The 13368-nt window shown below is 40.8% G+C and carries 11 protein-coding genes; all 11 read right to left on the bottom strand.

Features of this window, described 5'->3' with window-relative positions; all coding sequences use genetic code 11:
• Positions 1–9 precede the first annotated feature (9 nt).
• The 11 genes from DWX84_RS11785 to DWX84_RS11735 all read right to left on the bottom strand — a co-directional run bounded on the left by DWX84_RS11785 (position 10) and on the right by DWX84_RS11735 (position 12753).
• Positions 10–1728, bottom strand: coding sequence for a hypothetical protein (locus DWX84_RS11785; RefSeq protein WP_048927985.1), 1719 nt, complete (start codon positions 1726–1728; stop codon positions 10–12).
• A 2-nt stretch (positions 1729–1730) separates the two neighbouring features.
• On the bottom strand, positions 1731–2420 hold the full coding sequence (locus DWX84_RS11780) for a hypothetical protein (protein ID WP_226766670.1): 690 nt from the start codon (positions 2418–2420) through the stop codon (positions 1731–1733).
• A gap of 63 nt (positions 2421–2483) precedes the next feature.
• Positions 2484–5855 (bottom strand): hypothetical protein, encoded by a 3372-nt coding sequence (locus tag DWX84_RS11775; protein WP_048927986.1) that lies wholly within the window; start codon positions 5853–5855, stop codon positions 2484–2486.
• Positions 5852–6256 carry a GPW/gp25 family protein gene (locus DWX84_RS11770; RefSeq protein WP_005867028.1) on the bottom strand — a complete coding sequence of 135 codons (405 nt, stop codon included), beginning with the start codon at positions 6254–6256 and terminating at the stop codon, positions 5852–5854. Before DWX84_RS11770 ends, DWX84_RS11775 begins: the two co-directional genes overlap by 4 nt.
• Before the next feature lie 12 nt (positions 6257–6268).
• A complete protein-coding gene (vgrG, locus tag DWX84_RS11765) occupies positions 6269–8026 on the bottom strand; it encodes a type VI secretion system tip protein VgrG (RefSeq protein WP_005867030.1) in 1758 nt (585 codons plus the stop codon).
• 5 nt (positions 8027–8031) lie between these two features.
• The gene (locus tag DWX84_RS11760; protein WP_005867031.1) at positions 8032–8688 is read right to left on the bottom strand and encodes a hypothetical protein; all 657 of its coding nucleotides are present in this window, start codon (positions 8686–8688) and stop codon (positions 8032–8034) included.
• Positions 8689–8849: 161 nt separating this feature from the next.
• Positions 8850–9353, bottom strand: a complete 504-nt coding sequence (locus tag DWX84_RS11755) for a phage tail protein (RefSeq protein ID WP_005861439.1) — start codon at positions 9351–9353, stop codon at positions 8850–8852.
• Positions 9353–9805, bottom strand: a complete 453-nt coding sequence (locus DWX84_RS11750; protein WP_005861441.1) for a phage tail protein — start codon at positions 9803–9805, stop codon at positions 9353–9355. Before DWX84_RS11750 ends, DWX84_RS11755 begins: the two co-directional genes overlap by 1 nt.
• Before the next feature lie 37 nt (positions 9806–9842).
• Positions 9843–11351, bottom strand: a complete 1509-nt coding sequence (locus DWX84_RS11745; RefSeq protein WP_005867035.1) for a phage tail sheath C-terminal domain-containing protein — start codon at positions 11349–11351, stop codon at positions 9843–9845.
• A gap of 19 nt (positions 11352–11370) precedes the next feature.
• A complete protein-coding gene (locus tag DWX84_RS11740; protein WP_005867037.1) occupies positions 11371–12126 on the bottom strand; it encodes a hypothetical protein in 756 nt (251 codons plus the stop codon).
• 90 nt (positions 12127–12216) lie between these two features.
• Complete coding sequence (locus tag DWX84_RS11735) at positions 12217–12753, bottom strand: DUF4255 domain-containing protein (RefSeq protein ID WP_022191828.1); 537 nt, start codon at positions 12751–12753, stop codon at positions 12217–12219.
• Between the last annotated feature and the right edge of the window lie 615 nt (positions 12754–13368).

The raw sequence follows: 13368 nt of genomic DNA, 5'->3' as shown, positions 1-13368 counted from the left end.
AGGGTAAATTTAAAGTTCGATATTTATTCGTATCAGATTATTCTTTAAGACTTCTCCAGTGCGGCCAATCTCTTTGTCGTCATTATCGGCCCAAGCTTTTCTCCATGCCTTATAGTCCTTGACAAATAGGGCTAGCTCTTTCGGAGGAAGCCAATGAACCGTGAATCGTAGATGTGCCGGTATCTTCTCTCGCAAGAATTCTTCAAGACGAAGCTGAAAATCCGGCCGTTGCTGCGTACGTTCTGTTTGCGAGAGGATTGCCGTTAAGGTAAATTCCCGGGAGGGGACTGGATGATCAGTCGCCTCCGGTGAATGCAGGAGTATGTTTTCCAGAATGAAAATTTGCTCTTCCGCATCTTCCCATCCGAGTATGGAATAGAGATATCTTTCCAATCCGGAAAGGGAGTCTGCGTCGAATAGATTACAGCCCAGATACCGGTCCCGGATAAGTTCCGGTAGTTGTCGCAGGAACCGGACTCTTCGTTGACGGTTTATCTCTTTATGGGAGTAGCGGAGAAAAGGCAGGTTGCTATTTTCTCCGTAGATTTTATCCAACGTATCCAATAGCAGATCTTTGTTTTGTTCCATAGAAGCGGAACCGGGTGTTTCCATATTTAAGGCCATCCAATCTTTTAGGTGATTCATTTCTTCATGTCCCTCCGAAAAGAGATGGTCGAATATAGAAAGATATGCCTTGAATGAATCGGTAAACGAGTCCTTGTAGCAAATCGGGAAATCATTTGTGACGCTATAATCATTCAGATGGATATGGCGACTGTCCATGAGGATCGATTTGGCTTGTTTTTTCTGTTCTCGTATTGCATGGTTGATATTATTCCGCGAATGCAAACGATTCAATACTTTTGTGGCATTAATCTCTACCGCTTGTTGGTTTTGGTAAAGTCGTATCTTGATTTGCTCAGGGGAAGATAATGCCAATGTATAGGCGTATTCACCCTCTTCAAAACCTTGAAATTCCAAAGAGTGTATCGATAGAACCCCTTGTATCTGCTTGATCCCTTTGAAAAGCTTGTATATGGGAAGTGCGCTACCTGTATAATGACTTCCCGGTGCGAATAATTGAATCGCCTCCGTATAAATGGCGATCAAGGTTTTTTCCGGAGAGATGCTACCGTCTATATCGATATTTCCAATGAGTAATAAAGGTTTCCTTCTTACGAAATGGATTGCGTGTAGGTGTTCACCTAAATTCCGGTTTGCGTGATATAGTTTCTTAATCTTTTCCTTGATTTTCTTTTCTTCCTGTTTGTGTTGATCTTCTGAGATAAAGGACGAGAGTTCTATAAATATGTCGAACCATCCGTGACAGATCTGATCATTGGATCTATAGGGATGGATTTGTATGTCCGATAAGTTAACTAAGAAGTCAGTGTTATCTAATTGATCTAAAAAATGGTCTCGGTAATCTTTGGGTGTCACAGGGGCCATCCCGGAAACCCGTTCAGGACTGAACAAGCCGTAATCCTCCGGATTGAAACGATTATCCGATCCGGTGAGATATTGTTCTAATGGGAAACTCATTTGGTAATCCAATTCGCTTAAGGCGTAATTTAAGATGTCCAGAGTCGTGATTCCCGGGTCGTGTGGGGCATGGTCTGTCCACAGTTGCCCTGAAAGCTCCCGGATTGTTTCCAAGGCATTCTTTTGGAGGCTATCGAATATGGATTCCTCCTTTTTTAGCTCTTGCAGGTTGGGCAGATCATCCATGGCTATTCTTGATTAAAGGTGTTTCTCCGGTCGGAGGCGTCCATCCGGTAATCTTTCCATAAATCGGTTATCTGGAAACAAACAAAGATGTTGTCTCCATAATCCCGTCCGCTACGTATTTGCAACTTGCATTTTTGTCCGGGGCCGTACCAACGGAATTTGATCTTGTTAAAAAAGGAACCGAACCAGGATTGATTCGTACGGATTTTTCGATGTTTTCCGTAACAATGGATAGCCGTGGCTTCCACTAATGCGTATTGTCCGCTTTTTAACTTACCGCATCCAGCCATGATGCGGTAGGCACGACATCCTTCCGTTGGTATTTGCAGGGTATGCCATTCGCCATCTGCGGGAAATTTACCCCGTATCGCACCGTCGAAGCGGGTTGCGGAAAGACTGCCGTTGATACGTATATCCATACCGGGTTGGTTCATCTCGATGCGACCGTTTGGATGAAGCGATAGTATCGGTTCATCTTGCCCTTGACGTATGATATGGAGTTGGCTATTGTTACCTAGGTATATTTTCCACTCTGGAATATTGTCTTGTATGTTCGTGAATAAGCTGATGACGGGACTGTTTTCCTTGGAAGGAGCTAACCGTAAGCCATCATCCGGATTTTTATCGATCCCGTCGTCGGAAATATTGACCATGGAATCGATTAATTCGTAGAAATGCTTTTGGTTGGGCATACTTCCGCGCTTAAAGTATTCTTTTAGTGTATTTCTGTTTGTACGAGGCATATCCGGTTTGTTTTATTTGTTAATAATAAAATTACTTCCAACTCCTAAATATCCGAGTCCGAGTTGTTCCAGTAGTTCGTCTTTTTGGTCAATATATAGCAAATGCCTATCAGAAGGAACTAATATGCACCAAGGTTGGGAAGGGCTAACGTTGAAATTTTGCCTTGCCTCTTCCGGGTAGCGGTTTAGATAATAGCTCTTTTGTTGGTCTTTTGCCGTATATACGACATGCGCTACGCTTAATATATCAATGTCCACGATGGCTTCACACTCTCGTATGGAGTTATAAAGATCTGTCGATGAGAACGAAAGCCCAAATACCGGGATCTCTTCCTTATCTCGCCAAGGCGCGATACAATTATTAATGCGTGCCTCTGTCTGGCGGAGTATATCTCCTACGGGATATCCGGGCTTTATCCGGAGGTTACAGCAAACGGTTACTTCCTCGTAGACCGGAGTGATAGCGTCAACGGTAATGAACGGACTTGTCTTGTCACCTATATAATCTTCGATTCGCATGAGTAGCCTATGTTCGCATAAAGGCAAGATCTTTTTATCTTTCTCCTTTTGCATCACGACCAATGTTACGATCGGGCTCCTGTTTTGAGCTTTACTGTCTATTCCGGGCAAGCAAAGTACTTTTTCAACTTCGGGGAACTGAGCCAATGTTATTTGCTCGTAATCCCTAGGCAATACAGCCCGGTTCCGATGGGACATCTCTTGGGTGATCCGGAGCCGCATATCCTCTGGCGTTTCCGGCGAACGTCCTCCTTTAGCGGGTATGATTTGGTAAATATCCGTAAGTCCCGGCATACTTTTCTCGAAAGAAACGAGTCCCGTGAAGCTTTCGAGTTCCTCACTGATCAGGGCTTCCATTTCTTCGGGGATTTCTAACCGGGCTTTCACTGGGTTTAGATAGACATTTCGTATGGATGAACAATTTTGCGTGTGGCAAGATACTTTTGCCGAAAGCCAGAAATCTCCATTTATGTCTAGCATTTCCTCGCTAATAGGTGAGGGAAGCAGGACGTCTACCAAACCTGTATTCAACAGATTCCCGGTTGTATCGGAAAGTAAATTACCCGGTTTGATAAACTCCCATTGCTTGCCGTTGAAGAAAGACCATTGTACGCAAGGAAGATATTCTTTTCCGATTTCCCGTTTCAAGGCAGCCATCTCGAAGAATAAACGGATCTGGTCGTTACCGATCGAGTTACCAATACCGAATAGAATAATCCCATCTTCTGTGGGAACTTCCACCATTGGGAACGGATGACGTAGATCGATTTCATGTAATTCCTTTTGCCTCAATGGATGGATATGATAGATACGGCATCTATCTCTTGGGGTATCGCCATTGAAAAAGTATTCTTCCTCGGCGCTATAACCGATACCTATACTTTCAATCATAGGGTTGTAAGGAGGTTTGGGCACCGGGGTCTGTTTACGGGTATGGCTGTTTCTTATCATGATATCCGCAAAGAGCATCCGGTACTCCGTCTGCCCAAATCCGCCGTTCGGATCTGTGAGTCTAATCCTGAAGAAGCCTTGCTGGGTTTTCGTATATTGATATTGCTCTTCTTCCGTGGAGACCGTAATGTTTTTGAACGGTTTGTCGTAAACGATCTCGCTGTACTCCGAGAGCTTTCCCCTAGGGGAAGTATGCTTGTTTTTCGTATTGAAAAGACAAGATGTACTTCCCGGTAATTTTACCCATTTCTGGTCTGTTAGTTTTTCCCATTCAATTTTGAAGGTGGTATTATCGATAGGTGTCTTATATGCTTGATACAAATCATAGAAACCTCCTTCCGAATAAGGTAGATCCGCCCATTGCAAAGTAATACCCATGGATTGGATAGGCTTGATCGCTATCTCATAATTACCGAATGCGAACCATGAGCCTTTTTGAGCTTCTAACCCGAATAAAGGGAAATGTACGCTTGCGTCTACTTCTCCCAGAGGATTATAGATTTTCAAGGATGACATGCCGGATACATGTACCTTTATCTTTAAGCTAGTAATAAAAATACGGTGTACCCAAGAGTAGGGGAATAACCAAGCATCCGTGTTCATCAATATACGGAGCGCTGGGTTCCGTGTTTGGCAACCATGAGCTTCAGAGCAAGGTGTTGTAGGGTCGAATTTCTCATTAAGGACGAATTTCAGATAAAAGGAGTTTTCGTTGATGAATGTCAAGGTGTAGGCGTATATCGGGGCCCAACCTTTCTCTGTGCTTAACTCCAATAGGAAAGCGTCGTTTAATACACGCCCGGTTTCGTGGGAAGATTGTTCCGTGGTAGCGATTAATTCTTTGAAATATGATATGGAGTCTTCTTCTAATCCGAATGTGATATGTATATCCCGATGTCCTTCCCGAAGTAATAACATGGGAGATTCGATCATCAGTCCAGCTTGTATAGAGGATTGGTTCTCAAAGATTAGCTCTGAGTCCAGATTGGGCTTCTTAGAAGGAACGTTTCCGATCCTGTCATTCAACTGTTTTTGCCAGATGGACGTAACGAAGCCTAATCGGCTCGCTGGATATTTTTTCGGATCTTTTTCCAATAGTAACGAATGTATACTCGTTATTTTCATGTCATTGACCGAATAATCTTCGTCCGTACGATAACAAAATTGGATATCTTGCGCAGGAAATGGTACCTGTGTTATAATACCTGTACCTTTGGGTAACTGGGCTTGCTGTGCGGTATTATTCTTCACGGCGATAAACCAAGCGGAAGGAATAATCGCTTTTTGGGGAGATTCCTTCAATATTTGGTTGACATAAAATAACGGATAAGCTTCCCAGCGTTTATTGAACTGATCTACCAGATATTGATAGTTTTTCAAGAAAGCGATTAAAACAGCTAATGAGGGATCGGTCTCTCCGCTTTTAGCGATTTCTTGGATGTAAATCTCTCGTTTGTTTTGTAAATTACGGAGGATACGTAATAATAGGTAGAGACTTCTACGAACCGTTTTAGGATTGGATAGGGTTATTAGCTGAAGTCTCTGGTTATATTTCTCCATATCCAGAAATAAATCGGACATGGAATCTCTAAAGATCCGATGATTCAATCTTTGATACCAATCAGAGAACTTATGGTATAGAGCGTTTCTTAGATAGGTGATTTCTCTGTTACTTTCCGGTGAGTTCTCATTTTGCCACAAAATGAAACTCTGTTCGATCCCGATTGTATCTGTTTGCTTGATCTCATTGAGTATGGCTAAGGATTGGTAATGATATAAAAAGGATGATTTCGAAAAGGCACGAGCCAATAAATTGGAGAGATTTTTCTCGAGTACTTGAAAAGGCTCATGTATCCGGAAATCATTCTCCAATTTTTTTCTTGTCAATCCATCTTTATTCCATTGTTTATTCATCGGTTAGAATCAAAATAGATAGGATAGGTCAATTCTTGTTGGACATTATTCATACGTATCGTATAATAAAGTTCGATAATCAGAATGCCATCTTGAATCGAAGCCTTATTAATTTCTATGCGATCAAGCGAGACTCTAGGCTCGTATAAGAGAACAGCTTTCTCGATAGCGCTTTTAATCATGGTCTCCATGGTAAGATCTAATTGTTCAAACTGATAACGATATAGTTCCGTACCGTAATCCGGACGATGTATTCGCTCCCCTGTGCGAGTGGAGAGAAGGATGATCAAGCTTTGCCGGATGTCTTCTTCATAATTAGACATGCGGGTGGGATTATCATTATGGCTGAATTCTGGGGGGAATGCCCATCCTTTACCTAAAAAACTATTTTTGTTCTGCATAAATCATTCGATTTAATTAATCATTACAACGCCTCCTTTTACAACGGTTTGGCCGGATGCGGATATTTCGGCGGTGGCAGACCCTTTTACTTTAACTCCCATTTGTGCGGAAACCTCGATATTCAAGCCATTTATCTTGGTATCTTGCTTAGACTTGGATTCGATACCCATTCCTTCTGTCTTGACATTCCCTCTTGCCTTAAATATGAGATCTTTGCCGGATTCTACCATAATTCCGTTTTTATCCATACAGACCTTGTTCTTATTAGCATCGGATAACAGAATTTGCTTTTTGTCATCATCCAATATGAGCGTGTTCTCTCCGGGAGTCCCTATTGTGATAATCTTTTTATCATCGTCCAAAGTAATTTTCAACTGGTTTTTTGTAACAATTGTCTTTAAATTATTTTTTGGATCTAAAGAAACCGGCGTTTTTCGTTTGCGACTGTACAAACTTCCGATAATCACAGGGTGGCAGGGGTCCTCATTGATGAATTGCAGGACTACCTCATCATCGACTTCCGGTAGAAATAACATGCCGACCCCATTGCTTGCGTACGGACTGACCGGCCGAGCCCATATCTCCGTCTTCTCACATTGTAACAAGGGTATATCGACTAATATAAAATTCTCGAAATCTTTATTATCTCCGATCTTTTTAACGATCCCTATTTGTAATCCTCGTATGCCGGGCAAGAAACCACTAGCTGCGGGAGCCACTACATCGGGCTCTTCGGTAATGACTACCGGATTGAAACCCATATAGACTTGTGTCTTCCATTCGCCTCCTTGTAGTGTATGTTCTACTGATTGAACAAATGCGTTTCCACTATAATGTTTGCTTAATCCTTCTAATTTGATAATACAGCCCGGAATAATAGACGCATTCCCGTAAATTGTGATGGAGCCTTGAAAACGTGCCAGACCGCTCCATAAAGCTTGCGCATCGGCCCAAGCATGTAAAGAAGCGTCGCCGATGGGAGCGTTGGTTTGATAAAGCATCACTTCATTTGCCAGACCGGATAGATCCTTTGCGGCGATATCGCCTTGGGCATTGAGAGAAGGTTTGCTGGCGGTGGCTTTGATAATTTGTTGACGGCTCACGTCCCAAGCGCAGGCTTTTGTATCTGTGTATTGCTCGGAAGCGGATATAGAACCATCGAAAGCGATTAAATTATCTCCATAGGTGATGGTTAAGACCGGGGAGGCAGATACATTCGGTTTACATACCTTGACTTGTTTACCGTCAGTGATAACGACTAATCCGTTATTTTGTGCTCGTGTGAGTACAAAATCCCAATCTGTACAATAATATTGTACCAGTTGTGGAATTTCTATACCGGTACTATCTACTTTGGCAGAAAGCCCGTATTGTCCCAGAATCTTCTTGATAACGGCATCATCTTTACTATTTTCATATACATTATTTTTACGTCCAAAGGTTGCAGGATATGCGAACCCCCTACATTCTAAAACAAATAGAGTTTGTTGTTCGCTATTGATTTTTAACTGATGGGTTGTAACGCATCCCTCAAATAAGGTGCTGACCTTATCTGTTGGACCCGCTTGAAACTTAAGCTCCGTACCCGGATTGAATATTTTGTTGTCTGGTATTTCAAATTGGCTGTTGTCGATAATATCAGCGCTGATGGAGATCGTTGCTTTATCGATCTTATTACATGCTCTGTATATTTTTGCATTGATTACGGAGTATTGCTCCGTTACATCTTTACCATTTAGGAATAGTTTGATTATAAATGAATTATCCATATTCATTATATTTTAGGGAACCATAATTGAGTTCCGGGTTTTATATCTCTAAAGCTGATTAGGTTATTAATGGAGGCAATCATTGGAGCGTAACCAGAATTTTTATATTCTTTTGCGCATAACCCGATTAGACTGTCTCCTTGTTTAAAAGTAACGAATTTACCCTCAGCTTTTTGATTTTTCTTTTTTGCTTGTGTCTCTCTACTACTAATCGCCTCTGTTAGTGACAAGGAGCCTTTAGCTCGTAAAGGATTGCCATTGGGCGAGAATAAGGTGTAATCCCAATTTAGGCTGGTTAATCTCCCCTTGAAAATGAGACTCCCCCAAATTACTTTAAGGAAGCAAGGGCTGGGTGGATCGATCTCTGCGCTAGGTAGAAAAATGATATTCTCCAAATCCTTGATCCTTTCTGTCACGGTTTTTTTCCCCGTCGGGATAATACCGGTACCATCGAAGTGTATATCAAAAGAGAGAGTGGAGGGGTTGGTGTGTTTATACTCCGGTAGTTGCTTATCCTCTTTTATGCTTTCGTCTTTCTTATAGGAGGTAGATTTGCTTAACTTATAGCTATCCGGATTGATTTGGACGGTGATATTACCCAATTTCTCGCCACCTTTGTATTCAATTGATTTATATGCCTCGATGATCAACTTTTGGTTCATGTTTTACCGCTCCTTTCTACAAGAAAAAAGGTTAGACAAATCTTTCTTGGCCTCACGAATTATCTCCTCTTTGATTTGTTGTATCAAATCACGGGAGAGAGGGAGGTCGGGTTCCTTTTTCTGTTGTGTCACTTTTGCGGACACTTGGATTTCTTTTATAGTTATAGCCATTGCTTAAATTGTTCTTTTTTCGTATCTTCTGTATCTCTTATCGACATACGGATCAAATTAGTATAAGCCATCTCCAATGTTTCAATCACCAACTCATTCTTTTGGGAATTCAATGCGCTAATGTCCCATTTTACAGGGTAAGCATTGAGCACAGACCAATTATTTAGGGGAAAATGCCCGGCATCCAGCAATGATATAGTTAAATTGACGGGAACGATCTGGGCACTTCCATTATTTTCCAATACTTTAACCACATATGTCTCTAGCACATGAGGCAAAGGCATTAAAGAACGTTTCAACACAAGGTTACCGTGCTTTCGTCGGGTAGGCACCTGATAGCTGAAACTGTTTTCTCCCCCTTCTTTAATCGTTTCCGTCTCCATTTCAAGTTGTAGTCCCGAGACCTCTTGGAAAGAGGTCTCGATCAATCCTTCGAAAGTCACGTTGAAATAAAACGCTACCGGAGGAGGGACAATATGATCAAACCTTAGCATTAAGCGTTTTCTATGGTCAATCCTTCATGCGCTAAATCTAAGGTTTCGATGGCAGCCTCGTTTCCATCGGATTTTAAGCTGACACCGGTAACCTTAGTCGGCCATGCGTTCGATAATTTCCAAACCATTGTAGGGCTTCCTGCTTCATCCAGTAAGCTGATTGTTACATCTTCTCGCTGTATTGTGTTCATTTTTATCTTGTTAAACCAATCAAATAATTTGTTATCCGCTTTGAAAACCCCTTTCTTTAGACTGACATTGCTCGTCTTCTTCAGTCCCGGCATCTTGATATTTGAGAAAACCGGGCTATTACCATGTCGGTACTCAATTACTTGGGCTTCCATATCCAGACCAGATACCTCTTTAAAAGCGATTTCCCCGAGGCTACCTAATTCTACCTTAAAATAAAAACTGGGTAACGGCCATACATTATCTTGTGCTTCTCCTGCCATATTCGTATTTCTTTAATAGGTTTTAATTCTTAAATTATCAGCTTTTTTGCATTTGTTGTTGGAATGTGATCTCGATAAATTCCGCAGGTCTGGTAATAGCCACGAATACGGATATCCTGAGGATACCTTCCAGAATATCCTCGGGAGTCATCGTGTCTCCCAATCCGATATGAATGCTATATGCGTCTTCGGGGGAAGTTCCTGCTAATCCACCTCGTTTCCATACGCCCCGTAAGAATCCGTCTATCATACTACGCATATTTACCCATGTATTTGCTACATTCGGTTCGAATACATAGGCACGGGCGGCGTTCTTGATCGATTCCTCTAGGAAGATCATCGTACGCCTTACGTTAATATAACGCCAGTCTAACGAGTTACCATCCATCGTGCGGGCACCCCAAACCTTGATTCCTTCACCGGGGAAGCTACGGATTGCGTTTACGGCTTTTCCGTTCATCGGTACGTTCAGATCTTCTTGCTCGGCATTTGTGATCGAGAGTGCGGGTGTGACTACGTTATTGATGGAAATATTCGCAGGGGCTTTCCATACTCCCCGGGTGTTATCTACCATAGTATAAAGACCGGCCATCGAAGCTGAAGGCGGAAGTAAATTGATCCTCAAGCGAATCTCTCTCAAAATGGAGCGGTATACGGAACTGACTTGGTATAATAAGGTATGGAAACGTTCCGCCTCGTCCTCTTTCATGGTAAGCAAAAGCTTGAACTTGTCCATAAGTTCATTGACAGCCTCATTCGTTACACCGGACTTCTTTGAGAATTCGTTCAAGATCAGTTCCTCCAATTTCTCTAAACTATCCTTTTCTATATTATAAAAAGTGATATCTTTCTCGGTGACGATAGATGTATTTATCCATGGATAATAGGAGGCACAGTACGCAAGGAAATTGCTACCTATATTTTCTCGGAAACTTTTGATAACCGCACCGTTTTCATCTTTGTATCCGTTGAAAACATCTAATATGGCAAAGCGATTTTTCATATCGTTACCACAGTGCATCAAAGCGGCAGTTTGAACTTTGTAACAATCGCCTTCCTCCATATATACGGCTTCCGGAACGACGACCAACGTGGGCTCCTGTTCTTTTTTTAAGGCTAAGAGCGCATTTGTAAAGTCTATGCTTTTAAAGTCATGCTCATAATCTCCTACGGAGACGATATAGCACGGTCCTCCACCGTTAGCGTAGAACAACAACATATTATAATATAAAGCATAGAACGTTTTTGGCAAAGTAAGCTGGCAACTTCCGTCGGGGAATAATACGTTTATGTCATTGGTGGTGTCCTCACTCTCGGAATCTTCCGGACGAATTCCGAATCGCAAGGTGGGAGCGAAACCGAAGAACGAATGGAACTCAGCCATAGAAGATATACGGAAAGGGATACCGGTCAAATCCTTGTTACCGTCCCGTGCGAATTGGGTATGCCCGATAAAGGCAGGGATGGCGGTAGCGACTTCTACGACTGAATTAGGAAAAGCGTTTTTCTCTATGATATAAACGCCAGGGGTTTTCATTTGTGCCATACGTTATTTTTTTAAGGATTTAGATATAAAGAATTTGTATAATAGAATTCTCGGTAGATTGTAATTCCTTTATAAGAAAACGTCCCAAAGAGGGAACAGGAACATGCCTTAATAGCATTCTTTTAGCATATTCTCTTTTCTCGTAAATCGTGATATCTGATCTTCTTTGGTAATAAGACTCTTCCTTAATCTTTATCGGATATTCTGTGCTGATACGAAAAACGTCCTTATCCATGAAACGGATTTGCTCGGGATTCTTGAAGCTAATATTTTCCGGTCCATTATCCTCCATAAAAATATCCATTGACGCATTTTCTGGATTACGAGGTATCAAGATAAAATCCCAATAGGCTTCTTTTGTGTGATAATGGATTTCTTTCTGTATTGGGCATTTCGTTTTTAATAATTCTTTGGTAACATGAATGATCACATTGAGCCGATTCAGTCGGTTATCGATAACACTTAATTGTATATCTGAATCATTTAGCTCTTCCGGTAGCAGGGATTGTGTATACAGTAAAAAATTCGGATCTTTTGAATGTGCTTGAAACTCAAGGTTGAGACCATCCGGGGAGGTTGAAAGGTGATCAAGAAGCTCTTCTCGATCTCCAATTAGTGCATATTGATTTCGACCCGTTTGCCTAAAAGGATATTTAGGTCCTCCTAATACGACTCTATTCGTTCTCCTGGGTTCTATCTCGAAGATTTCAGAAGGAATACATTCATTATAATATTCATGGCTAAATATAATGTTAATTAAAAAGTCAAATTTCATCATTGGTTTGTTTTATAGTTATAATATTCCAAAAGTAGATAAAAAGAATATGGCATGATATTAAATGCTATATGTTTGATAACATTATTTCTAATTTATTTTTTGACTTGATATTCGTTGTTTTATATCCTTGATTTCTGTTCCGTCAAAAGATATGATTCGTGCTTTACATAGGATTGATGGATAATAATGCCCTCCTAATATACTCCATATATTGCTGAGCTCTTGCATACTAATTGTTACGGGTTCGAGCGTTATGGTACCTTGGTCTGGTAATTTAAGAATGGAATTTTGTTGTAAGAAGGAGATTGAATCCGATAATATTTGTATAGATTCTAAGTATCTTTTAGATGAAAAAACAGCGGCAACCATAATATATATATTCAAGTACCATGGTGGAGATGTTTGTTGGAATGTGTTATTTTTTGTGTTCCTATAGGGGGCAGAGATTCCCATTGCTGTCTCTCGCTCTATATTCACGATAGAAAGTATGATTTTATCCGATTGATCCTCATTTGGAGTCGCATCAATACTTCCGGCTTCCACTATAATTTCTGCCCGTTCATAATAGCTGGAAAGAAATTCGTTCATTTTCTCTGCGAGTGTGTTTATTAATACGTGTATCATGGTCTTTTGCTTTATTTGTGCTAAAGGTAAGGAATAAATTTGTTTTTCAGCTTTATAATTTCATTGTCTGAATTCTTTCTAGCAAATTACCTTCGTTTCGATTCGTGATAAGAATTAAAATCGTTTTTTGATTATCATAGATAATTACGTCTTGGCGGTTTCCTGAAAAAGATTGAAAGAAATGTTGATCCTGAGATTGGGCTATGCTTATTGTGTATTTTTTATCTACTCTTATTTTCTATTATGTGACTTCGGAAAAACACGTACGACTTTTTTCGAAAACACGTACGACTTTTCTCATAAACATGTACGACTTTCCGGTAAAACATAATCGTATTTTTAAACTGTTAATGTTCAGTGATTTATATTTTTGTATCATTCACGCACTTATTGTATGGAAAATTATCACATCGCCACTCAATAAATCATAATATACCTCCATGTAGAAGTGCGGCATGCTATGTCTCTATAACAGGATGTCTCCAATAGGGTGAGAATCGAGTAGTATGGCTTTATCACACGTACATTATATAACTTGTTAAGTCTTGAAAAAAAACTTGAAAAATAATACTGAAAATGTTTGGTAGTTATGTTTTATAGCACTACTTTTGCACC

The organism is Parabacteroides sp. AF21-43 (assembly GCF_003635435.1).
Classification (GTDB): domain Bacteria; phylum Bacteroidota; class Bacteroidia; order Bacteroidales; family Tannerellaceae; genus Parabacteroides; species Parabacteroides distasonis.
This window is presented reverse-complemented; position numbering and strand designations above follow the sequence as displayed.